A 22,798-nucleotide genomic window follows, 5' to 3' on the forward strand; every position below is an offset into this window, starting at 1 on the left:
AATTCTGAGAGTAATTAATTTGTGTCTATAAATATTAATGACAAATACTAAAAGGAATTTTTTATGAAAAAAAATCGTATCGTCTCTTGTTTGATTCCATTCGTTACTATGGTGGGAGTTTATTCTTCTCAAGCTCACGCAGTCTATAACGGAGTAGAAGTGATCCCTCAAGAGGAATCTTACATGGTTTACTTGGAGGGGGGGCGGAGCTACGTGCAGTGGCGCGCTGATTGCTCCAAATACAGTTCTGACAGCTGCACATTGTATTTTCGATAATATCAACGCTCACTTTCTATATTCCAAGAACAAAGATGGCCCAATTAATGGGACCAGCACAAAAGTAGTTAAATCTTATTTAATCAATGATCTATACACCTTTTATGATCCAAGAAAGTATTACGACATCGCTATTTTGGAGCTTGAAAGCACACCAGAAAACGTTGAGTACTTCCCTGTCGCAAATGACAGCATTCCGTTAGGTGCCGAAGTCTACCCTCTTGGTTATTCTTCAGATCAATTAAAAAAGATGCCGATACCAGCAAGAGTGGTCGCAAAAGAAAATTCTAAACAATATTACATTGAAGCTACCTGTGGGTCTCGGGAGTGGAGATTTGAAAATCCAAGAACACCAATAAGCGAAGATCAATACACGATTAGTGTTGAAAATCCATCTTTGCCTTCTGAACATCCAAATTACTCCTTAGATGAAAGTAGCGGTTTTGTTACTAAGTACAGTGCTACTACGGGGATAGTGGAGGTCCTCTTATTTTCAATGGCGAAATTTATGGTGTAACAAGTACTGTTGTCAATATTTACTCAGCACAGCATAACGTTGCCACTTTCTATGAAGGTTTCGGTCGTGATGGCGCCTATAATTGGATTGTTGAAACGGTAAAGGATATTCAAACTCGAGTAGCAACAAACAGCTTATCGTCAGAAGAGCAAGGTGAATTCAGAGCAATAACTTTTCCCGATTACTAAGCCATGAGCTTTCCTATTCCTCTGCATTCGAATTGTGTTATTCGTAATTCTGAGCGAAAGAAGCTCTCTTAAATAAAGAATGCTAGTCAATCAATTGACTGGCATTCTTATCAAAAGATATTGTCTCTCCTTCTCATTTAAAAAATCGAGTATAAAACGGTTATTTCATTTGAAATATTTTCCTTGAGAAAATAGGACGATTTAGTGGTTTTCAAACGAATTGGGAAATAGCTATAGATGCCATTTGGTCAAAATGTGGTCTTGTTATTTTTGATTTTTATTTAAGTTGTTGATTTTTGTTTCTTTTGTTTGTTGTATTAAATCACCTACGGGTGGTTTTTTATGCGTGATGCAATATATTGAACAATGTTTTCGCTACCATTAAGTGCTATAACATCAGCTAGATTTAAAAAACAGATAACTATTATTAGCCTTCTTTAGGAGTTTTTTATGAGTAATGTTGAAAAAGTATTAATGGCATCACAGGGGCCTGAGTTCTCTCAATTGGTGCAAGGTTACTGGCGTTTGGGTGCTTGGAATATGACAGCACAAGCGCGTTTAACATTTTTAAAACAGCATATTGAATTGGGTATCTCAACGGTTGATAACGCGGCTATTTATGGCGACAGTGAACAGCTTTTTGGTGAAGCATTAGCATTGGATTCATCTGTACGTGAGCAAATCCAGATTGTGTCTAAATTTGGTATTAATGGTATTGCGCCTGCAACGGGTGAAAAACGTGTTTCACATTACGATAGCAGCAAGGCATTGATTTTATCGTCAACGGAAAATTCTTTAAAACGTTTAGGTGTTGAACAGTTAGATGCGCTTTTAGTGCATCGTCCTGATTTTTTAATGGATGTTGATGTTGTTGCTGAAACCTTTGCTGAGTTGAAAGCGAGTGGAAAAGTTAAGCATTTTGGCGTTTCTAATTTTAGTACTTCTCAATTCGAACTTTTACAGTCGCGTTTAGATGCGCCTTTGATTACTAATCAAATTGAAATTAATCCAATAAATTTTGATGTGTTAGAAGATGGCACCGTAGATCAATTACAACGATTATGTGTACGACCTATGGCGTGGTCATGTTTAGCGGGCGGTGATCTTTTCTCTTCCGATAGCGACCAAGCAAGACGCTTGCGTGGCACTCTGCTTGAATTACAAACCGAGCTTGATGCAAGCTCAATAGAGCAAGTGGTTTTTGCATGGGTATTGAAGCATCCATCTAACCCTGTCGCATTGATTGGTTCGGGTAAAATAGATCGTGTAAAAGAGACTATTGGCGCACTCGACCTGAAAATGAATACCGAGCAATGGTATCGTATTTGGACTGCCTCTAAAGGCCATGGTGTGGCTTAAGCAAGTGCTTAATAATGACTAGCGCTTCGATTTAAAGCTTCGCCCATTCTACGTGAAGCTTTAAATCTACCTTTAACATGACTCGTCTGGATCTAATTAAAGCGGGGAAGATCTAAAATAGACGGTAAGTGCTTAAGTTTAAATAGCGACGACCTGAGTAATTACTTTTAAAGCACATCTAACTGCCACAATAACTTGGCCGCAAACATCAATAAGACCATTCCCATAATACGCTCAAAGATATAACCATGGCTGACAAATTTAGCGCGTATTTTTTTCTGTGAGAAAAATACAGAAACAAGTGAGAACCATAAGATCGTGGTTAAGATAATCCATAACGCGTAAATAGTTTGAACATACATAGGGGTAGTAATACTAACGACAGTGGTAAAAATAGCTAAAAAGAACAATGTCGCTTTTGGGTTTAATACGTTTGTCATCACACCTAACAGAAAGGCCTTTTTATGATGACGTGGGTTATTGTCGAGTGTGACTTCCTCACTTAACGTCGTTTGAGGTTTGCTATTTAAAAGTTTAAACGCTAAAAACGATAAATAACAGATACCCACTAATTGCGCGAATAAAAAGCCAATTTCAGATTGGGTAATGATAAAACCAAGGCCCAGTAAGGTATAAGCCATATGAACGGCAATACCGACGCCAATGCCTAAGCTAGTAATAAGCGCTGTTTTCCTGTCAAAGCTAATGCTTTGGCGTACGACAACTGCAAAGTCCGGACCCGGGCTCATGACAGCAAGCAGGTGGATCAGTGTTAGCATTAAAAATTCATTGAGATAAGGCAATTCAGCGACTCTTTTTTTAAGTATAATTAGCCACCATATCCCAGATACAATTATTTTCATAAGGTTAAATGATGTCTGAATTAAATAATTTCCCTATCCCATTATTGGGGTTTGCTGCTTTTAGTGGAACGGGTAAAACCACCTTATTAGAGAAGCTTATTCCTTTGTTGTGTGAGCAGGGCTTAAATATCGCATTAGTGAAACATAGCCACCATAATATCGAATTGGATAAACCTGGAAAAGACAGCTATCGACTGCGTAAAGCAGGGGCTTGCCAGTTACTGTTAGCGGGGACTGAGCGCGCTGTTATATTTCATGAATATGGAGATAAACAGGATAAAAAATTAATTGAACAGTTACGTTTATTAGACTGCGAACAGTTGGATTTAGTGCTAGTGGAAGGCTATCGAGATGAAGCCTTTAATAAAATAGAATTACATCGCGAAGCATGTGAAAAGCCTTTTTTGTTTCCCACTGATGCATCAATAATTGCGTTGGCCTGTGACGTGAAACAATCAAGTTGTGCGCTTACACAACTTGATATTAATAGCCCGGCTGAGTTACAGGCGTTTGTAATGAACTATGTGAAATCTTCATTTAAAGGGGAATAGTCTCTTTTAATATGAAATAGACCACTGAACCTTCCGAGACGATAATATCGGCCCCTTTTGTGATAACAGCAATGCTGGCGGTTATTTTTTCTCCCTGTTTACCGAACACGATATTTTCATTTTCATCAACATGACCCACTTCTTTACGCTCATTGGTGGTGCCTTTACCTGCAATCGGAAAGCTTTGGACATTCACTTGGCGGTTATTGACGCTAAGTTTGGTCAGAGTCAATATTATCTCCGGTGCGTGTGAGCCTCTGCCTGCTTTGCGAATTTTGTTAATGATTGCCTGCGCTGTTGAGCCTGACTTAATAACAACCTTACCCGCCACTTCTATATCAGTGTCTACTTTCATTTTAACGCGATAACCGGCTCTACGTGTTCGGCTATCAATCGGTTCGGCAAGTCTGACTTTAAGTGTGGTGCCAGCAATGATGCTGTTTTCTGGGATCTTTTCAGTACTATAGCTAGGCGTAGTAAAGAAGCTAAAAAATAGTATTAATAGTGATGAATAACGAAACATTTTATTCCTTATATAACCTCTTTAAGGTTACTTAGTTAATGAAAAAAGGTCTTTTACATCGTCTAAATCTGGCACGATATCTATCTGATTACCCAATTTATATTGGGTGGCTAACTGATAAACCAGTTTTAATATAACGTAATCCTCTAAGGCAAAGCCAACAGAATCATAAATGACGGTGCCATTTTTCTCAACACTGATAGCGACCTCGCCTTTAATTATCTGATGCAGTTCTGTGCATTCAAAGTCAGCGTCTAATTGCTGTATTTCACCCTCTACTTTTGTTTGTGGTAAATACTCTGCCACGATGGTTGCACTCTCTAATAAAGTCTTTTCAAGTTCTGTTTTACCTGGGCAATCGCCACCAAGGGCGTTAATAAAAACAGGTTTATCTATCATCGCTTTGGTTAATATTGTTTGTCTGCATTTATCAGCCGTACAAGTGGTGATGAGATCTGCGCCTTGCACCGCTTCTGCAGCGTTATTACAGGGTGTTAGTTTGAGGTTGAATGAGGCCATATTGCGTGCGAATTTTTGCATCGCTTTTTCATCGCTATCAAAATATCTCACTTCTTGTAGGTCAAATATAAAAGAGTAAGCAATAAATTGAAATTCACTTTGCGCGCCAGTGCCAATTAAGGTTAAGACTTTTGCGTCTTTCTTGGCAATGTGTTTTGCCACCATCGCTGAGGTGGCCGCGGTTCTTAGTGCAGTTAACAATGTCATCTCTGAATAAAGAATAGGTTCGCCTGTTAAACAGAGTGAAAGTTGACCTGTGGCCATCACTGTTAATTTTTTTTGTAGCGGGTTCTTAGGATGGCCATTCACATATTTGAAGGCGTAATATTGTTGATTTGAGATCGGCATCAATTCAATCACACCATAATCAAAGTGATTACCAATACGTGCTTTTTTGTCAAAATCAAACCACTGTTTATAGTCTGATTCTAATGCGTCGATTAGCTGTAAAAAAAAGTCTTTATAGCCTATTTTAGCGAGTAACTTTTTAATATCATCAAGCTGTAATACAAGCATAAATGCCTCCTATGGCCTGTGTTGGCATCCAATGTGAGTCTTAAATTGGATGATCCGCATCACTAATTATCAGCCAATATTTGCTTATCAGCTAATATTAAGGCCAAAGATAACGGCGATTAATAATAGGAGAATCTCTTATGGCATTAATTCAAGCCCCGAATGCAGTCGTGATGATCAGGCCCTGGACGTTCTTGGCAAACCCTGAAACGGCGGTAGATAATCACTTTCAAGATGAAAGTAATGACACTAAAAATGATGTTGCATTACACGCTCGTCTAGAGGTGGATGCTTTGGTTGAGTTGTTACAAAAGCATCATATTACCGTACACCTATTTGATGACTTTGGTGATAAAAATACGCCTGATTCGGTTTTTCCTAATAATTGGTTCTCTACCCATAGCGGTGGACACATTGCGTTATATCCTATGTATTCTGTGAGCCGTCGACGAGAAAAAAGAAGCGATATTATTGACATGTTAAAGGCGCAATATCGTGTGCAAGATGTGGTCGATTTCTCTGGACTAGAATGGGATAACTTATTTTTGGAGGGCACAGGCGCAATGGTATTGGATAATATCAATCGAGTGGCTTATAGCGCGAAGTCGCATCGTGCTAGTGAAGTGATTTTAGAACGTTTTTGTACCTTATTTATGTATGAGCCTATGGCGTTTGATACACAGGATGCACATGGCGATGCCATTTATCATACCAATGTGATGATGTGCATCTGCTCTAAAATGGTGTTGATTTGCTCAACAATGATAAAGGACACTAAAAGAAGAGAGGCGGTATTAAAGCGTTTAGTAGAAAGTGGTTTGACGATCGTTGAGTTAACTATGTTTCAGGTTGAAAACTTTGCGGCTAATGCGATTGAGTTAACGGGAAATGGAATGAGTTACCTATTAATGTCTGAACGAGCAAAGGGTGTATTAACAGCAAAACAAACTCTTGAGATAGAGAAATATTCAACCCTGTTAAGCGTGGCTATTCCTACGATTGAGTTAGCGGGTGGCTCAGTACGTTGCATGGTGGCAGGCGTGCATTTAAGCCCTCGGGAGAAGGTCAATGGTTAAACAATATGTCGCTTTGCAAGTGGCCGGTTAAAGCGGGTTCTATTATGTCCGACGGATTATTTAGCACTGTCCCCGATTAATAAAATCGCCTGTGATTGGCTTGAGAAAAATGAGTCGCTTAACATAGCTATGTGTTTATCAGAGCATCAGGAACTAGCTCGGAGAAATTAGAAATTAGAAATTAATCGTTACATACAAAAAAGCCTAAGTTAAAAACTTAGGCTTTTTATTAATAATAGTACTTAGGCATCACTTAGAATGCGTAAGAAGCACCTACTACTAATACGTTGTTGTTGTGACCGTAGCCATCTTTCGCGCCATCTTCTTGATTGCGGTACTCAACGTATGGTTGAACGCCGTTACGGCTCCAAGTAGCACGTAATTCATGTTCCATAGTGTTACGGCTATTAGCTGCATCATTTATGTAATATACGTTATTGTAGCTAACTGCTACTGGAGCATCAGAGAATGCGTATGCGATGCGGTTATCAAAACGAAGTTGGTCTTTATCGTAATCAGAGCCTGCATCGCTTTTTGCGCCATCGCCTGCAATTTGCATACGAGTACGGTTTGAGATAGAAAGGCCGTTATCGAAGTTGTAACCAATTTTAACTAATGGGCGGTATTGAAATACTTCACCATCGTGTAATAAGTGATGGTAACCAGCAGCAACCCATAGGTTCTCGTTGATGTTAAAAGACTGTTCTACACCTAACGTAGTGTATGCAGACGCGCTTGAATCAGCACCATCTGTACCGTAATCAGTGCTACCAAGCTGAACACCATCAATCTCCATTAAGATTGTTGTGCCAGTAGTAAAAGTATGACCCGCTTCAAGCGTAGATGTAATATCTGAACCGTTGAAGTCTTTACGATCGTGCATTTGTATATTACCAGTTACATAAGTTGTACCTGCTGGCTCTTGAGGTACTTCAGTATCTGTGTTTGCAAATGCAATAGGAGAAAGAAGAAGAGATGAACATGCTGCTGCTAGAGTTAATTTTTTCATAAGAGTTGCCTTCGTATTAATAAAGTTTGAAATCCTAATCGGTAAATTTCACTTACTCCATGTTAGCGAGGTGCTGTTAATTGATTTTTCAATTCCATGAAGTTTCTTTGTGTGCCACTTTGGGTCTTGTACAAAGAATATTAATCAAGCATCCATCGACAAGCCTTTGTCGATTTATTTGAGAAACACTATAAAGTAATATGAACCATTCAATCAAGTCTATTATGTTGTGTTAACCCGAACAAGGAGTGTTTTTTAATGGTATCAATCGATTAAATAAATGCATTTATTAGCGTTTATGAATTACAAGGTTATAGCGTTGCGGCTAAAAAGTTAGGCAAAGGAAGAACCACCGTCAGAGAACTCATTATGACGCTTGAAGAAAGGCTTGATTTATTGTTGTTTGAGATAGAAGGAAGGAAAGTAAAAGCGACGGCTAGCGCCGATAAACTCTACCCTCACGCCAGATTGTTACAAGCGCAATTGATGAGTTTTTCGGGTTTGACGAACTCTTTACATGAAGGGCAAGAATCTCGTGTGAGCATAGATTATGATGTCACATTACCGGCAGAGTTTATGGTTAGCTTGACCGCTCTTTTACACAAAAAGTTCCCTTACATTCAACTTTCTTGGAAAGAAACTAGCTGGCAAAGTGGCGTTGATGCGGTATCCAAAAATGAGAGTCAGATCGCCTTTTTGACCAATAAAAAAGGAGACTCAGCAGCGCCTCTTATTGAAACATTCTTTTTAGGGTGGAATGATTTTGGCATTTTTGCTGGAAAAAACTCCCCATTACAAGATCTAAACAATCTGGGGAAAATTGAGTTTCGTAATATTGTGCAGTTAATTCCTAAATCTATGCTTGAAGAGGGCATAAATGGCTATACCCGTTTCGCCAATATTTACATCACGGTCAGTAATAATGATGATGTTTGTCGTTTATTAGCACAACTTGGCTGGGCTATGTTGCCTCATTGCGATGTTCGACAATATGTTGAGCGCGGTGATATTAAGCAAATATATCCTGATTTCATGCTTAATGAGCTTAAGGTTTCAATGGTTGCTTATTACCGTCCTGAAATTAATAGAGGGCCTGCCATGACTTATTTGTTGTCGCTACTACCTCAATTAAGCAAACAGTATTTTACTTGATTGACCTGAGTTCTGGTGAACTATATGGCTTCTGTGCTCGCGCGTTTTACAATATGCTCGGGCATTTTTGAGGCTAACTCATCCAGTATTTTTTGTGCATTTTTCTGTTTTTTTGTATCAGCTATCACGCTGTTAAAAAGCGCAGTATAAGCATCTTCGTAATCAACCGGGCTACCGTAACCCTCATTAAGCATGCGTACATAGTTAATTTGTGCGTTTACAAACCCCTGTAATGCAGCTTCACGATAAAAAATAATGGCGCGATCTTTATTTTGGCGTACTAAAATACCACGTTCATAATAACGACCAAGCTGCTCAATGGCGGGTAATAACCCCTGTTTTGCAGATTGTTTAATGTAATGAATACCGAGTGGCGCATTACGCTCAACACAAACTCCCCATGCAAGCATATCTCCCCAGAGGTAGACGTAAGAGGGCTCTTGTATTTTTAGGGCGTGCGCTTCTATGTCTTCCACCAATTGACATTCATCTTTTTTTACTCGTTGTAAATGTTGGTTTTTATCAATTAAGGCGGTTAACTCATCCTGAGTATAAAGCTGGATCACCTCATATTTGCCACCGTAATAACTATTCGCGTGCAGATATGATTGATAAGCAAATATAAACAGTAAAAGTAACATTGATTTATGGAGCATGAGATGGACCTTTTTTGAAATCTTATAAAACAAGTATCGGCCAAATAGCATAATTCTTGAAAATTTAGTTAAAAAAAAGCCTTCGCAAAGCAAAGGCTAATTTACAGCTGAGTGATGGTTAATTAAATTCCACTACCTTGTTGTTCGTTTTCTTCTTCGTGCAAGCCACATTCGCGTTTCAAACCAAAGAAGCGTGTATCTTCTTCGCTCATGCCTGCTTCAAGTGGACGTGACGTTTGCACATCACCAACAGACACGTAACCTTGATCCCATAATGGATGATACTCAAGGCCATTGTCTTTTAGATAATAAAAAACATCTTTATTCGACCAATCAATGATGGGTAAAAACTTAAAGCAACCATTTTGAACACTTAACACCGGTAAGGCACCACGTGTTGATGATTGATCGCGGCGTAAACCTGAAAACCACGTTTTTGCATTAAGCTCTTTTAATGCCCGTTTCATCGGTTCAACTTTGTTAATGGTATTGTATTGCGTAATACCTTCAACACCATTTTCCCAAAGTTTACCGTAACGCGCTTCTTGCCAAGCGGTACCTTGCTTTGCGCTGTAAATTTTTAGGTTTAGATTAAGTTGCTCGGTTAACTTATCAATAAATTGATAGGTTTCAGGAAACAGGTAACCGGTATCCGTTAAGATGATCGGTGTATCTGCTTTTACCTGTGTGACCAAATGTAAACATACGGCTGCTTGAATACCAAAGCTTGATGATAAAACCAACTCACTTTCAAGGTTTTCGACAGCCCATTCAACACGTTCTTTAGCTGTTTTAGTCTCAAGTAAAGCGTTTACTTCAGCTAATGCTTCTGTACGTTGTGCTTTATCTAAAGTTAATAACTGATCAAGATCGAGCTTCTTCGTTATGGAGGGCTTAGTCATGGAAATCCTTAGCAGCAATGATTACTTCAGCAACAACGCCTGCACGGATAACAAAATCACCGAAACATTCATCTGTGTTACGCTCGAGTGCCCAGCGACCTATTAGCTCATCGAGTGTTGCAACAATGGTCGCTTCATCGATGTTCTCTTGGTACATTTTTGGAATACGTGTCCCGTTAGTATTACCGCCTAGGTATAGGTTGTAACGACCTGGTGCTTTACCAATTAAGCCAATTTCAGCTAACATTGAACGACCACAACCGTTTGGACAACCGGTAATACGTAAGATGATTTTATCTTTAGCGATACTGTGTTTGGCCAGTAAACCTTCAACATCATCGGTTAAACCAGGTAAATAACGCTCTGCTTCTGCCATCGCGAGTGGACACGTTGGTAATGCAACACAGGCCATTGAGTATTTACGTTGGTCCGATGTGCCATCATCAATTAAACCGCACTCACGCGCCATTTTTTCAATGTTGTCTTTTTGTACTTCATCAACTTCTGCAATCACTAAGTTTTGGTTCGCGGTCATGCGGAAAGTACCAGTATGTACTTGCGCAATTTTGTTTAAACCTGATTTTAATGGCTTGCCATCAAAATCTAAGATACGACCATTTTCAATGAACACGGTTAAGTGCCATTTGTTATCGATACCTTTAACCCAGCCAATGCGATCGCCACGTTCAGTAAATTCATATTCACCGGGTGCTGCGAAGGTAACACCAGAACGTTTTTCAACTTCTTTTTTGAAGGTTTCAATGCCGTGTGTTTCTAGTGTGTATTTAGTACGTGCATGAGAACGACTCACACGACCACCTAGGTCACGTTGAGTTGTTACTACGGCTTCAGCAATTTCCATTACTTTATCAACAGGAATAAAACCAAAATCGTCTCCCAAGCGCGGGAATGTTGTTTTATCGCCGTGTGTCATACCCAAACCAGCACCAACCACTACGTTGTAACCTGTAATTTTTGCTGCATCGCCTTCGCCGTCAATAATGGCAATAAAGTTCAAGTCGTTAGCGTGAATATCTACATCGTTATACGGTGGTAACGCCACTGCGATTTTAAATTTACGTGGCAAGAAAATGTTTTTGTAAATTGGCTCATCTTCTTCAGTATCTAATACTTTTTTGCCGTCTAACCAAATTTCAGCATAAGCGTTACTTTTTGGTAAAAAGTGCTCACTGATTGCTTTAGAAAGATTATAAATTTCAGTATGTAATATTGATTGCTCTGGGTTTGATGTACAAATCGTATTACGGTTTACATCACCAGCAGTAAAGATTGCATCAATATTGGCTTTAAATTTAAGCTCTTGGAATACTGATTTAAGGTTACGCTTAAAAATACCATGGTATTGGAATGTTTGACGCGTGGTAATACGGATACTACCTGCATCCGTTAATTCACTTGCAACACGGTCAATCTCTAACCATTGTGGTGCCGTTAAAACACCACCTGGTAAACGCGCACGTAAAAGAAACGAGTATAAAGGCTCTAGTTTCTGCTTCTTACGTTCAGCACGTACATCACGGTCATCCTGTTGGTATAAACCATGGAATTTAACTAGCTGCACTTCATCAGTCGGGAACGAACCAGTTGTATTGTCGTTTAGTCCTTCAACTAATTTACCGCGAAGAAAATTACTTTCAATTTTAATGCGTTCGTTATCGTGTAGTTTCTGGCTCATTAGTAAACATCCCTTTGGTAACGTTTTGCTTTGCGTAATTCGTTTAATTCTTGTTCTGCGTCATCAAGGCTCTTATTGCCTTGCTCGCTGATAATCTCGATTAGTGCTGTGTGTACATCTTTAGCCATACGGTTTGCATCACCACATACGTAGAAGTGCGCGCCATCTTGTAACCATTGGTATACATCTTCTGCGTTCTCTTTTAGACGATCTTGTACATAGATTTTTTGTGCTTGGTCGCGTGAGAAAGCTAAGTCTAATTTAGTTAATAGACCTGATTTTAAATGTGTCTGCCATTCAACTTGATATAGGAAATCTTCGTTGAAGGTTTGGTCGCCAAATAATAACCAGTTTTTACCCGTTGCATCTGTCGCTTCACGCTCTTGCATGAATGAGCGGAACGGCGCAATACCCGTACCTGGGCCAACCATGATAATGGGTGTCTCTGGATTCGCTGGTAGACGGAAGTTGTGGTTATCTTCGATAAAGACTTTAACTTCACCGCCCTCGGTTAAGCGATGGTTTAGGAAACCTGAAGCGCCACCTGAGCGTTGCTCGCCTGCTTCGTTTTCAAACAAAACAGAACCAATGGTTAAATGAACTTCTTCTTCCACTTCTGTTTGGCTTGATGCGATAGAGTATAAACGTGGGCTAATGCGACGTAATAACGCAAGGAAGTTTTCAGCAGTAACTGCTTCATTGCCTGTCTCTGTAATAACATCAACAATTTGATTGTTATTCGCAAAATCACGTAAGGCATTTTTATCTGTCGCTAATTTAAGTAACGTTGCGTTGTTCGTCAGTGTTGCATAACCTTCAACAAAAGCAGGGTGTGTACCTGTTAGCTCAAAAGAGGCGATTAACGCTGCTTGTAGAGAAACTGTTTTATCTGCAACTGAGACTTCTGCGCTTGCATCAAGGCCTAGTTTAGTAATGATTTGAGCCACTAATGTCTCATCATTTTCAAACCAAACACCCAGTGCATCACCGGCTGTGTAAGTTAACTCAGAACCTTCTAAATCAATTTCGATATGACGCACATTTTTTGCAGAGCGATCACCGGTAATTTTCTGGCTAACTAATAGGCTTGCAGAAAATGGGTTTTGTTTATCGAATTTGTTAGCAGAAACCGCTGATGTTGCTGAAGCGACTGGTGCGCTTGCTACGCCACCTTTTTCTAATGTTTTTTCAACTTCAAGCAGTGCGTTTTCAATCCACGCTGTTGCTACTTCTTCGTAATCAACATCGGCATCTAAACGATCAACAATGATTTCAGCGCCTAGTTTGCCAATACGTTGTTCAAAATCTTTACCTGTTTGGCAAAAGAACTCGTAGCTTGAATCACCAAGGCCTAACACTGCAAATTTTAATGAATCGAGTTTAGGCGCTTTTTTAGTGGCTAAGAATTCATGCAAATCAATGGCATCATCAGGCGCTTCGCCTTCACCATTAGTACTTGCAACAATGATTAAGTGGCTTTCATCTTTAATGCTCTTAACTTTGTAATCAGCCATCGAAACAACACGGTATGCAATGCCTTTAGCATCAGCAGCAGCACCAAGTTGTTCTGCAACACCTTTCGCGTTACCCGTTTGTGTACCAAAAAGGATGGTTAAGCTTTGACCTGAGCTAGCAACGGGTTGTGCCGTTACTGGTCCTTGGCTTACGCCTGCTAGGTAACCGCTAACCCAAGCGGTTTGAACAGGGTCTAGCCCTGCTGTTGCTTGCTGTAGTTGCGAGAGTTGCAACTCTGATAAAGGCGACGTTAATGCCGACAAACTGTTAAGTGCCATGAAGTAATTTCCACTATTACAAAAGATGGCGCTAGTCTACTCTTCGCTTTTATAACAATATAAGAATTAAACGGGCTTTTTTATAACAAAATGGAATTAAGCCACATTTTTGGATCTTTTCTACGGCTGTTGAGTATAATAATGTTCTCTGTCAAAAGGATTATCTATGAAGTTGTTCTCTCTATTTATTGTTTTCTTTCCTTCCTTTTTATTAGCTAATGAATTGCAACTTGATGTTTCTGAAGAGGAATGGTCTGAGCCTGTGCCTGAATGGGGTATTGCAATCGGCGTGCGAACGGCTTCTATTCCTTATCATGCTGCTGAAGACGATAACGTGAGTGATTTTGTGCCGAAGCTTTATTATGAAGGTGATCACCTTTATCTGCGTGGTGAATATGGCGGTTTGCGTTTCTGGCAAGAAGAAAACTACAGTCTTAGTGTATTAGGGCGCTATCGTTATTTTGATATCCCTAAACAATATCAGCGTGAATTTCACGGTACTAATATCGATATGGGCCTGCAGTTTGAGTATTTATTTAAACCTAACTTTCCACTGCAATTAGAGTTGTTATCAGATAGTGATGGTAATAGTTATGGTAATGTAAACCTGCGTTATCAAGTAGATTACAACGACTTTGATATCGATTTCAATAGTACTTTGCGTTATAAAAGTGGTGAGTTTAATAATTTATATTACGGTTTTGGCATTGATGATATTGGCAGTGATTTAGACATTAAAGTGGGTTCTGAACTGCGTTATCATGTTTTTAGTAACTTGTACCTGCTAGGTGAAATCAATATTAATATGCTTGGCAGCCATACCTATCAAAGTGAATTAACGGATGCACGTTTTGAAACTGAATATTATTTAGGTTTTGGTTTTTTCAATAATAAAAAACAGCAAGAACACCTGAGTTTACCTGAAAACCATTATCTGCGTTTAGCTTATGGTTGGGCAACACCTTCTAATATCAGTGGCATTATTCATGGGGAAACTGAAACAGATGAATATAACAATCGCCTGACTTCAATCTTTTATGGTATTCCCTTAGCGGAATCAATTTTTGGGTTACCGATTGAGTTTTATCTCACTCCTGGTTTCGCTTATCATTTTAACTCTGAAGTACAGGGCCCGATTGCAGAATATATCGTCGCTATTAAAGCTTATTATACCTTTACCTGGCCGGTGCGTTGGCGTTTCGGTTTTGCTGAGGGACTCTCTTATGTGTCCGAAGTGACCTATATTGAAAGAAATGATGATCCGGATAATCCTGGTAGCCAAACTCTTAATTATTTAGACTTTAGTTTAGATATCAACCTAGGGGATGTCACGAGTCTTAAAGCGCTAGATAAAATGTGGTTAGGTTATTCAATTCATCATCGTTCTGCTATTTTTGAATCAAGCTCGATGTTTGGCCGCAGCAAAGGGGGAAGTAACTACAATAGCGTTTATCTTCAGTGGCACTTCTAAGCACCCTTTAATTTATAGTGGTTTTCTTTTATACTGCGCGCATCTTGTCGGAGTGCCCCTATCTTTTAGAAAAAGGGCTGAGACTGCTATATGCAGGATCCGTGGAACCTGATTGGGCTAATACCTACGTAGGAAACAAGCAAAAAATATCGTTTACTTGATATTTTTAACCTTGCCACACAAATTCGATGAGCATTCTTAAACTACTGGAAGGTAAAGATTGCTATGTCTAAAGTAACAAACTCAACATTAAAAACCACCGATCGTAAAGGTCTATCTCGTCGTGAATTGCGCCAAGCCGCGCAAGACTATATTCAAAATTTGAATAACGAGTCATACCCCAACTCAGAAAAAATCTTCATTGATGGTGACATTCACCCAATTAAAGTCGCGATGCGTCAAATACACCAAACAGATACTTTTGTGGGTGGCACGGATGAAAATCCTGTTTTTGAAAAAAATGAGCCGATTCCTGTTTACGATACTTCTGGTCCGTATACCGATCCCAATACTAAAATTGATGTGCACGCAGGTTTACCGCGTTTACGTGAAACATGGATTGAAGCACGTGATGATGTTGAAGCACTAGAAGGTGTGACTTCTGATTTTGCGCAAGAACGTTTAGCGGATGACTCTTTAGATGAGTTACGTTTTGCTAATTTACCTAAGCCATTACGCGCTAAAAAAGGTAAATGTGTCACGCAAATGCACTATGCTCGCCAAGGTATTATCACACCAGAAATGGAATACATTGCGATTCGTGAAAACCAAGGTCGTGAACGTATCAAATGTGAAGCGTTACATTTCCAACATGCTGGTCAGAGCTACGGTGCGAATTTACAGGAATCAATTACCCCTGAATTTGTACGCTCAGAAGTTGCTAGAGGTCGCGCGATCATTCCATCAAACATTAACCATCCTGAATTAGAGCCAATGATCATTGGTCGTAACTTTTTAGTGAAAGTTAACTCTAATATCGGTAACTCTTCTGTTTCATCTTCAATCGAAGAGGAAGTTGAAAAATTAGTCTGGTCAACGCTGTGGGGCGGTGACACGGTAATGGATTTATCTACAGGTCGTAATATTCATGAAACTCGTGAGTGGATCATGCGTAACTCGCCAGTACCCATCGGTACAGTACCTATCTACCAAGCACTTGAAAAAGTAAATGGCGTAGTTGAAGATTTAACTTGGGAAGTGTTCCGCGATACGTTAATCGAGCAAGCAGAACAAGGTGTGGATTACTTTACCATTCATGCGGGCGTGTTATTACGTTTTGTACCGATGACAGCGAAACGTGTTACCGGTATTGTTTCACGTGGTGGTTCAATCATGGCGAAATGGTGCCTGACTTACCATAAAGAAAACTTTGCTTATGAGTACTTCCGTGAAATCTGTGAAATTTGTCAACAGTACGATGTGTCGTTATCACTGGGTGATGGTCTACGTCCGGGGTCTGTTGCAGATGCTAACGATGAAGCACAATTCTCTGAATTAGAAATCTTAGGTGAATTAACTAAAGTTGCATGGGAATACGACGTGCAAGTCATTATCGAAGGCCCTGGTCACGTGCCAATGCAGATGATCAAAGAAAACATGGATAAGCAGTTAACTGAATGTTTTGAAGCACCTTTCTACACATTAGGTCCTTTAACAACAGATATCGCACCGGGTTATGATCATATTACGTCAGGTATCGGTGCCGCCCAAATCGGTTGGTACGGTTGTGCAATGCTTTGTTATGTAACACCTAAAGAGCATTTAGGTCTGCCAAATAAAGACGATGTAAAAGTAGGTTTAATCACTTACAAAATTGCAGCACACGCAGCCGATTTAGCCAAAGGCCACCCAGGTGCGCAAATTCGTGATAATGCATTATCAAAATCACGCTTTGAATTCCGTTGGGAAGATCAGTTCAACTTAGGCTTAGATCCTGTAACATCACGCGAATACCATGATGAAACCTTGCCACAGGAATCAGGTAAAGTTGCTCATTTCTGTTCAATGTGTGGACCTAAATTCTGCTCAATGAAAATCACCCAAGACGTACGTGATTTTACAGCGAAATTAGATTCAGGTGAGATCAGCATCAAGATATTAGATGAAACGATTACCATGACAGCAGAGCAAGGCATGGCGCTTAAAGCAAAAGAGTTTAATGATACAGGGGCAGAGATTTATCAGCCACCTGTTCTAGATAAAGCGTAAACACAGCTTTCAGCTATTAGTCTTCAGCTGTCAGTTATTAGATTTAGCTGTCAGTTATTAGCCTTCAGCCGTCAGTTAAAGTCAAATACTAGGACCTGAAGAATCTTCTTTTAGGTCTCATACTGATAGCTGACAGCTAACCGCTGGTAGCTTCTTTTAGATCCATACTGATAGCTGACAGCTAACCGCTGATAGCTTCTTTTAAAAGGTTAATAATGAGCAATATTGTTTGGACAATCGCGAGTTCTGATTCAAGTGCCGGTGCCGGTATTCAGGCTGACTTACATACTATTAAAGCGTTAGGCGCGGATGGTTGTAGTGTGATCAGTGCGGTCACGGCGCAGAATTCACAAACGGTGAGTTTGGTAGAAAGCGTTTCCGATAAAATGTTTATCGCACAGTTGGATGCGTTGGCGAGTGATATGCCAGCAAAGGTGATTAAGATTGGTCTTATTGCCAGTGTTGAACATGTAAAAATATTAGCTGAGAAAATAACAGAATATAAAGCACAATGGGTTAAAGCGCCCTTTGTTATTTATGATCCGGTGGCGGTTGCGTCAACGGGTGATGAGATGACTGAAAATGGTATTAATGAGGTGATTAAAGACAAACTATTACCGGTTATTGATTTATTAACGCCTAATGCAAAAGAAGTATTTACCCTTTCTGGTCATATGTTAATTAGTGGAGAAGCCTTAAAAGGCGCGACTGAAAAACTGATTGAAATGGGTTGTAAAAGTGTATTAATCAAAGGGGGGCATTTACCCTTTTTAGAAGAGCAATGTATCGATTATTGGTGTGATGGCGAACGCGAAATCGCGTTAACTAGCCCACGTTTAGAAAACGTACATTCACACGGGACAGGTTGTACTTTAGCGAGCGCATTAGCCGCTACGATAGCACAAAATTATTTTATTGAAGATGCCTTAGTGATTGCTAAAGCGTATTTGAATCAAGGCTTAAAAGCCTCAAAACAATTAGGCGCGGGTGAAGGCTCAATTGCGCATATCGGTTGGCCAACAGACAACAGTGATTTCCCAGAAGTCGTGCTTCCGGAATCAAAAGTTGGTTACGAATTAGACTTACAGGGTACGTTAGAAGCGGGTCCTGGGTTTGCCAGTTGCGATACCCTTAAACTGGGTCTATATCCGGTTTTAGATACCATTGAATGGCTTGAAAAAGTATTAAAAAGTGGTGTGAAAACACTACAACTGCGCATTAAAGATAAACAACCAGAGCAAGTAGAACAACAAATTATCGATGCGATTGCATTAGGTAAACAATATGATGCGCGTCTATTTATCAACGATTATTGGCAACTGGCGATTAAACATAAAGCCTACGGTGTGCACCTTGGCCAAGAAGATATGGACGTTGCAGATTTAGGACTGATTGCAGAGTCTGGTTTGCGCTTAGGGTTAAGTACGCACGGTTATTATGAAATTCAACGTGCCAAGCAATTAAAGCCAAGTTATATCGCCTTAGGTCATATCTTTGAAACGCAAACTAAAGATATGCCAAGCGACCCACAAGGGTTAGGGCGTTTAGCAAAATACGCTGGATTACTTGCTGGTACTGCCACGGTTGCCATTGGTGGTATTAATTTACAACGTGCTCCCGATGTTTATAAAACAGGGGTAGGTAGTATTGCGGTAGTGACTGCGATTACGCTAGCTGACGATTATGAAAAAGTGATCGAGCAGTTTAACCAGATAATGGAGTAACTGCTCAGGCCGTTGCCATTTAGGCCTATTTCAGTGTTGGGAAATGCTCATTTAAACGATTAAACTGCGCTTTCCCGCCTTGAACTAGACATAAATGGCTTAGCCCAGAGCAGTGACCACATGTAGTGTAAAACATTCCCCTTGTAGCAAGGGAAGTTGAATTACTATTAATATAGAAAGGAAAAGACCATGTTAACCGATGCTGAAATGTTACGTTATAGCCGCCATCTATTATTAGAAGATGTTGGTGAATTAGGTCAGAAAGACCTAAAAAATGGCAAAGTATTAATTATTGGCATGGGTGGGCTTGGCTCTCCGGCTGCGCTTTATTTAGCCGCTGCTGGTGTCGGTACGTTAGTGATTGCTGATTTTGATTGCTTAGAAGTGAGTAACTTGCAACGACAAATCGGTTATACAACGGGTGATATCGGTGGCGATAAAGTCGCGCTGATGAAGCATCGTCTTGAGCAACTGAATCCAGAAATTCGTGTACGTAGCATTAATCGTGAAATGGACAAAACACAGCTCTTGATGGAGTTGATGATGGTTAATCTAGTATTAGATTGCACCGATAATATGGCCAGTCGCCAGATGATTAATGCAGCTTGTGTTGAAGCGAAAGTGCCATTGATTGTAGGGGCCGCTATCAGAATGGAAGGGCAGTTAATGTTCTTTGATCATAGCCAGGAAGATGCGGCTTGTTATCACTGTCTGTTTCCTAGTAATGAAGAGCAGGGTTTAAACTGTAGTAATTCAGGCGTATTGGGCCCTGTTGTTGGAACAATTGGTACCTTGCAAGCATTAGAGGCGATCAAACACCTTACTGGTTTACCTTCTGGTATAAAAAATAAATTAAAGCTATTTGATGGCAAAACTTTAGATTGGCAAACCTTTGCCATTAATAAAGATGCCCAATGTACTGTATGTGGAAAGACAAAATGAAAATAACAGTGAATGAAAATATCGTCCAATTAGATGATAAATGCAATATTGAACAATTATTAATCGTATTAGAAAGCCCATTAAAAGGCAGTGCAATTGCGGTTAACCAAAAAATAATTAGTCGTAGTGAATGGGTTAATTATCAACTTCAAGAGAACGATCAAGTTTCTCTTTTCCAAGCAATCGCTGGTGGTTAACTGAGTGAAAAGTAATATGAATAATGATCAATTAATCATTGCAGGAAAAGCATTTTCATCGCGTCTTTTTACGGGCACTGGTAAATTTAACGACCAGAAAACCATGGTTGCCGCGCTACAAGCCTCAAAATCTGAGCTTGTTACCATGGCGCTAAAACGTATTGATATGCAACATAAAGAGGATGATATCCTCGCGCCATTGATTAAAAATGGTATGAATTTGTTACCGAATACTTCAGGCGCACGTAATGCGAAAGAAGCGGTATTTGCAGCTCAACTTGCACGTGAAGCCTTGCAAACGAACTGGGTTAAACTTGAGATCCACCCGGATCCTAAGTACTTACTGCCGGATCCTATCGAAACCTTAAAAGCAGCAGAAACCTTAGCTAATTTAGGTTTTATCGTTTTACCTTACGTACATGCAGACCCTGTTTTATGTAAACATTTAGAATCAGCTGGTTGTGCCGCGGTAATGCCATTAGGCGCGCCGATTGGTTCTAATAAAGGCATTAAAACCGCTGAGTTCTTAGAGATCATTATCGAGCAAGCAAATATTCCTGTTGTGGTAGATGCCGGTCTCGGTGCGCCATCACATGCGGCCCTTGCGATGGAAATGGGTGCGGACGCAGTATTGGTTAATACTGCGATGGCGGTGGCGGGAGATCCTGTTGCTATGAGCCGTGCTTTTGCAAAAGCCGTAGAAGCAGGTCGTGAAGCTTATTTAGCTGGCCTTGGTGGGCAAAGCAAAATCGCCGTTGCATCAAGTCCGTTGACTGCATTTTTAGAAGCTGGTTAAAAGAAGTGGTTAGTCGTTAGTTAGCTTAGGGATCGTTACAAAATAACTTGCGATAAATTGTTTTCAAAAAGCCTTAAATGACTGGCTATTTAAAAACAAAATCGCAAGTAATTGTGAAGCCGATCCTTAATCATTATCTCATTAGGATTTACATGACTTTTAGTGAACAGATTAAAAACTATCAATGGGACGATGTGCGCCTGTCTATTTTTAGTAAAACTGCAAAAGATGTTGAGCGTGCTTTAAGTAAAGATCGCTTAGATCTTGAAGACTTTAAAGCCTTGGTCTCTCCGGCCGCTGAAGCTTATATTGAACAGATGGCGGTAAAATCTCAGCAACTCACAATGCAACGTTTTGGTAAAACTCAGCAGTTCTATATTCCGCTTTATCTGTCCAATATGTGCAGTAATATTTGTACTTATTGTGGCTTTTCAATGCACAACGCTATTCGCCGTAAAACCTTAGATACTGTCGAAATAGAGGCAGAATGTTTAGCGATTAAAAAGATGGGTTTTGATCATATCCTATTAGTAACGGGTGAGTCGGAACGTAAAGTTGGCGTTGATTACTTTAAGCAAGCATTACCCATTATTAAAAAGCATTTTTCACATATCACCATTGAAGTTCAACCACTAGATCAACATGAATACGAAGAGCTAATTCAGTATGGTGTTGATTCTGTGCTTGTTTATCAAGAAACCTATCATCCGGTTACTTATGCAGAGCACCATTTAAAAGGTAAAAAATCTGATTTTAAATATCGCTTAGATACGCACGATAGATTAGGTGAAGCGGGTATTCATAAAATGGGTTTAGGTTGCTTAATTGGCCTTGAAGAGTGGCGTACGGACTGCTTTTATGTGGCTGCACATTTAAGTTATTTAGAGAAAAAATATTGGCAAACGCGTTATACGATCTCTTTTCCACGTTTGCGCCCTTGTGCTGGTGGAATGGAAATTAAATCGGTGATGGATGATAAACAACTTGTACAATTAATTTGCGCGTACCGGTTATTTAATCCTGAAGTTGATTTGTCACTGTCAACACGTGAGTCAGAACACTTCAGAAACAACGTATTACCTTTAGGTATTACAAGCTTAAGCGCAGGCTCGAGTACACAACCTGGTGGCTATGCAGAGGCCGCAGAGGAAGCGCTTGAGCAGTTTGAAATAAGTGATGAACGTTCACCTGCGCAAATGGCTGAGCTCGTTAAAGCGCAAGGTTATGAAGTCGTTTGGAAGGACTGGGACCATAGCTTAACAGGCAAGTAATTCTTTAGGTGTTAGCCTTTAAGTTTATAGCTAATGCTCGTAAATGAATTTGTATACCGGAAAAGCGCCATTTAGTATTTAAAAAATACTAAATGGCGCTTTTTTTTTACCCAAAACATAAATAGCTTCGTACTAGGCACTTGTCATATAATCAGATTAGCGCTGTAATAAAGTCAGCTAACATAATGAGAATTAAATATGTCCGATGAAGAAGAAATTTACGCCACACTGATTGAAATACGTGAAGAACCAACAGCGCTTTATAAGATACTAAAAATTGCTAACTTAGTCTCGGGTGGCGGTGAAGCTAAACTTGCCATTTCAGAAGGTTATGTTTCGCTTAATGGTGAAGTGGAAACGCAAAAACGTAAAAAAATATATGCGGGTGATTTAATTTATTTTAATGAACAATACCTACAAATTGCGATTACCGGTGAAACGCAGGATTATGAATTTGTTGAAGATAGTAAATCTGAAGTGAGCGAAGAGTTGACCGTTAAAGAGCCAACTAAAGAAAAAAGCAAAACAAAACCTAAGGCGAAAAAGCCACGTCGCGCCATTAGTTTTTAACTACACCTTTAGCTACGCCACCT

General features: G+C 39.8%; 20 protein-coding genes, 1 pseudogene and 1 riboswitch. Of the genes and pseudogenes, 13 read left to right on the forward strand and 8 right to left on the reverse strand.

From position 1 onward, the window contains the following. Positions 1–208: 208 nt before the first annotated feature. Both CXF74_RS22000 and CXF74_RS14705 read left to right on the forward strand, forming a co-directional pair. Positions 209–793: pseudogene (locus CXF74_RS22000) on the forward strand (trypsin-like serine peptidase); the annotation flags it as partial. Positions 794–1,431: 638 nt separating this feature from the next. Continuing rightward, positions 1,432–2,340 carry an aldo/keto reductase gene (locus tag CXF74_RS14705; protein WP_101083289.1) on the forward strand — a complete coding sequence of 303 codons (909 nt, stop codon included), beginning with the start codon at positions 1,432–1,434 and terminating at the stop codon, positions 2,338–2,340. Between the two features lie 167 nt (positions 2,341–2,507). On the opposite strand, the gene CXF74_RS14710 is transcribed toward CXF74_RS14705, so the two are convergent. Continuing rightward, a complete protein-coding gene (locus tag CXF74_RS14710) occupies positions 2,508–3,119 on the reverse strand; it encodes a LysE family translocator (protein ID WP_232772540.1) in 612 nt (203 codons plus the stop codon). 95 nt (positions 3,120–3,214) lie between these two features. On the opposite strand from CXF74_RS14710, the gene mobB reads away from it, so the two are divergent. Beyond that, complete coding sequence (gene mobB, locus CXF74_RS14715; RefSeq protein ID WP_101083291.1) at positions 3,215–3,754, forward strand: molybdopterin-guanine dinucleotide biosynthesis protein B; 540 nt, start codon at positions 3,215–3,217, stop codon at positions 3,752–3,754. On the opposite strand, the gene CXF74_RS14720 is transcribed toward mobB, so the two are convergent. Together CXF74_RS14720 and CXF74_RS14725 are read right to left on the reverse strand one after the other, a co-directional pair. Further along, positions 3,741–4,277, reverse strand: a complete 537-nt coding sequence (locus CXF74_RS14720; protein ID WP_101083292.1) for a hypothetical protein — start codon at positions 4,275–4,277, stop codon at positions 3,741–3,743. The genes mobB and CXF74_RS14720 overlap by 14 nt on opposite strands. 27 nt (positions 4,278–4,304) lie before the next feature. Continuing rightward, positions 4,305–5,312 (reverse strand): ornithine cyclodeaminase, encoded by a 1,008-nt coding sequence (locus CXF74_RS14725; protein ID WP_101083293.1) that lies wholly within the window; start codon positions 5,310–5,312, stop codon positions 4,305–4,307. Positions 5,313–5,452: 140 nt separating this feature from the next. On the opposite strand from CXF74_RS14725, the gene ctlX reads away from it, so the two are divergent. Further along, positions 5,453–6,388 carry a citrulline utilization hydrolase CtlX gene (gene ctlX / locus CXF74_RS14730; protein WP_101083294.1) on the forward strand — a complete coding sequence of 312 codons (936 nt, stop codon included), beginning with the start codon at positions 5,453–5,455 and terminating at the stop codon, positions 6,386–6,388. A 253-nt stretch (positions 6,389–6,641) separates the two neighbouring features. Here ctlX and CXF74_RS14735 read toward each other — a convergent pair whose 3' ends face one another. Further along, complete coding sequence (locus CXF74_RS14735) at positions 6,642–7,397, reverse strand: oligogalacturonate-specific porin KdgM family protein (protein ID WP_101083295.1); 756 nt, start codon at positions 7,395–7,397, stop codon at positions 6,642–6,644. Positions 7,398–7,685: 288 nt separating this feature from the next. Here CXF74_RS14735 and CXF74_RS14740 point away from each other — a divergent pair, with 288 nt between their 5' ends. Continuing rightward, entirely contained in the window at positions 7,686–8,549 is an 864-nt protein-coding gene (locus tag CXF74_RS14740) for a LysR family transcriptional regulator (RefSeq protein WP_332870274.1), read from the forward strand. A 20-nt stretch (positions 8,550–8,569) separates the two neighbouring features. Here the strand turns inward: CXF74_RS14740 and CXF74_RS14745 are convergent, their stop codons facing one another. The 4 genes from CXF74_RS14745 to CXF74_RS14760 all read right to left on the reverse strand — a co-directional run bounded on the left by CXF74_RS14745 (position 8,570) and on the right by CXF74_RS14760 (position 13,596). Continuing rightward, the gene (locus CXF74_RS14745) at positions 8,570–9,205 is read right to left on the reverse strand and encodes a tetratricopeptide repeat protein (protein ID WP_101083297.1); all 636 of its coding nucleotides are present in this window, start codon (positions 9,203–9,205) and stop codon (positions 8,570–8,572) included. A 122-nt stretch (positions 9,206–9,327) separates the two neighbouring features. Further along, entirely contained in the window at positions 9,328–10,107 is a 780-nt protein-coding gene (locus CXF74_RS14750) for a phosphoadenylyl-sulfate reductase (RefSeq protein WP_101083298.1), read from the reverse strand. Next, entirely contained in the window at positions 10,100–11,803 is a 1,704-nt protein-coding gene (gene cysI, locus CXF74_RS14755) for an assimilatory sulfite reductase (NADPH) hemoprotein subunit (RefSeq protein ID WP_101083299.1), read from the reverse strand. Before cysI ends, CXF74_RS14750 begins: the two co-directional genes overlap by 8 nt. Next, complete coding sequence (locus tag CXF74_RS14760) at positions 11,803–13,596, reverse strand: assimilatory sulfite reductase (NADPH) flavoprotein subunit (protein ID WP_101083300.1); 1,794 nt, start codon at positions 13,594–13,596, stop codon at positions 11,803–11,805. The genes cysI and CXF74_RS14760 overlap by 1 nt, the downstream gene beginning before the upstream one ends. Before the next feature lie 166 nt (positions 13,597–13,762). On the opposite strand from CXF74_RS14760, the gene CXF74_RS14765 reads away from it, so the two are divergent. The 8 genes from CXF74_RS14765 (at position 13,763) to CXF74_RS14800 (ending at position 22,775) form a co-directional block, all read left to right on the forward strand. Continuing rightward, positions 13,763–15,067, forward strand: coding sequence for a MipA/OmpV family protein (locus CXF74_RS14765; RefSeq protein WP_101083301.1), 1,305 nt, complete (start codon positions 13,763–13,765; stop codon positions 15,065–15,067). A 38-nt stretch (positions 15,068–15,105) separates the two neighbouring features. Beyond that, positions 15,106–15,219: riboswitch (TPP riboswitch) on the forward strand. A gap of 73 nt (positions 15,220–15,292) precedes the next feature. Next, positions 15,293–17,275, forward strand: a complete 1,983-nt coding sequence (gene thiC, locus CXF74_RS14770; RefSeq protein WP_101083302.1) for a phosphomethylpyrimidine synthase ThiC — start codon at positions 15,293–15,295, stop codon at positions 17,273–17,275. A gap of 215 nt (positions 17,276–17,490) precedes the next feature. Next, on the forward strand, positions 17,491–18,999 hold the full coding sequence (gene thiE / locus CXF74_RS14775) for a thiamine phosphate synthase (RefSeq protein WP_198552869.1): 1,509 nt from the start codon (positions 17,491–17,493) through the stop codon (positions 18,997–18,999). Positions 19,000–19,188: 189 nt separating this feature from the next. After that, positions 19,189–19,941, forward strand: a complete 753-nt coding sequence (locus CXF74_RS14780) for a HesA/MoeB/ThiF family protein (RefSeq protein WP_101083304.1) — start codon at positions 19,189–19,191, stop codon at positions 19,939–19,941. Next, positions 19,938–20,138 carry a sulfur carrier protein ThiS gene (gene thiS / locus CXF74_RS14785; protein WP_101083305.1) on the forward strand — a complete coding sequence of 67 codons (201 nt, stop codon included), beginning with the start codon at positions 19,938–19,940 and terminating at the stop codon, positions 20,136–20,138. Before CXF74_RS14780 ends, thiS begins: the two co-directional genes overlap by 4 nt. 16 nt (positions 20,139–20,154) lie before the next feature. After that, positions 20,155–20,934: a thiazole synthase gene (locus tag CXF74_RS14790; protein ID WP_101083306.1), complete on the forward strand. Its 780-nt coding sequence runs from the start codon at positions 20,155–20,157 to the stop codon at positions 20,932–20,934. 152 nt (positions 20,935–21,086) lie between these two features. Beyond that, positions 21,087–22,205 carry a 2-iminoacetate synthase ThiH gene (gene thiH / locus CXF74_RS14795; protein ID WP_101083307.1) on the forward strand — a complete coding sequence of 373 codons (1,119 nt, stop codon included), beginning with the start codon at positions 21,087–21,089 and terminating at the stop codon, positions 22,203–22,205. 198 nt (positions 22,206–22,403) lie between these two features. Further along, a complete protein-coding gene (locus tag CXF74_RS14800; RefSeq protein ID WP_101083308.1) occupies positions 22,404–22,775 on the forward strand; it encodes an RNA-binding S4 domain-containing protein in 372 nt (123 codons plus the stop codon). The last annotated feature ends 23 nt before the right edge of the window (positions 22,776–22,798 follow it).

It is taken from the genome of Psychromonas sp. Urea-02u-13 (assembly GCF_002835995.1).
In the GTDB taxonomy this organism is placed as follows: domain Bacteria; phylum Pseudomonadota; class Gammaproteobacteria; order Enterobacterales; family Psychromonadaceae; genus Psychromonas.

Coding starts and splice junctions, on each gene's coding strand:
- CXF74_RS14705 (WP_101083289.1), top strand. CDS start 1,432: ATGAGTAATGTTGAAAAAGTATTAATGGCATCACAGGGGCCTGAGTTC.
- CXF74_RS14710 (WP_232772540.1), bottom strand. CDS start 3,119: ATGCTAACACTGATCCACCTGCTTGCTGTCATGAGCCCGGGTCCGGAC.
- mobB (WP_101083291.1), top strand. CDS start 3,215: ATGTCTGAATTAAATAATTTCCCTATCCCATTATTGGGGTTTGCTGCT.
- CXF74_RS14720 (WP_101083292.1), bottom strand. CDS start 4,277: ATGTTTCGTTATTCATCACTATTAATACTATTTTTTAGCTTCTTTACT.
- CXF74_RS14725 (WP_101083293.1), bottom strand. CDS start 5,312: ATGCTTGTATTACAGCTTGATGATATTAAAAAGTTACTCGCTAAAATA.
- ctlX (WP_101083294.1), top strand. CDS start 5,453: ATGGCATTAATTCAAGCCCCGAATGCAGTCGTGATGATCAGGCCCTGG.
- CXF74_RS14735 (WP_101083295.1), bottom strand. CDS start 7,397: ATGAAAAAATTAACTCTAGCAGCAGCATGTTCATCTCTTCTTCTTTCT.
- CXF74_RS14745 (WP_101083297.1), bottom strand. CDS start 9,205: ATGCTCCATAAATCAATGTTACTTTTACTGTTTATATTTGCTTATCAA.
- CXF74_RS14750 (WP_101083298.1), bottom strand. CDS start 10,107: ATGACTAAGCCCTCCATAACGAAGAAGCTCGATCTTGATCAGTTATTA.
- cysI (WP_101083299.1), bottom strand. CDS start 11,803: ATGAGCCAGAAACTACACGATAACGAACGCATTAAAATTGAAAGTAAT.
- CXF74_RS14760 (WP_101083300.1), bottom strand. CDS start 13,596: ATGGCACTTAACAGTTTGTCGGCATTAACGTCGCCTTTATCAGAGTTG.
- CXF74_RS14765 (WP_101083301.1), top strand. CDS start 13,763: ATGAAGTTGTTCTCTCTATTTATTGTTTTCTTTCCTTCCTTTTTATTA.
- thiC (WP_101083302.1), top strand. CDS start 15,293: ATGTCTAAAGTAACAAACTCAACATTAAAAACCACCGATCGTAAAGGT.
- thiE (WP_198552869.1), top strand. CDS start 17,491: ATGAGCAATATTGTTTGGACAATCGCGAGTTCTGATTCAAGTGCCGGT.
- CXF74_RS14780 (WP_101083304.1), top strand. CDS start 19,189: ATGTTAACCGATGCTGAAATGTTACGTTATAGCCGCCATCTATTATTA.
- thiS (WP_101083305.1), top strand. CDS start 19,938: ATGAAAATAACAGTGAATGAAAATATCGTCCAATTAGATGATAAATGC.
- CXF74_RS14790 (WP_101083306.1), top strand. CDS start 20,155: ATGAATAATGATCAATTAATCATTGCAGGAAAAGCATTTTCATCGCGT.
- thiH (WP_101083307.1), top strand. CDS start 21,087: ATGACTTTTAGTGAACAGATTAAAAACTATCAATGGGACGATGTGCGC.
- CXF74_RS14800 (WP_101083308.1), top strand. CDS start 22,404: ATGTCCGATGAAGAAGAAATTTACGCCACACTGATTGAAATACGTGAA.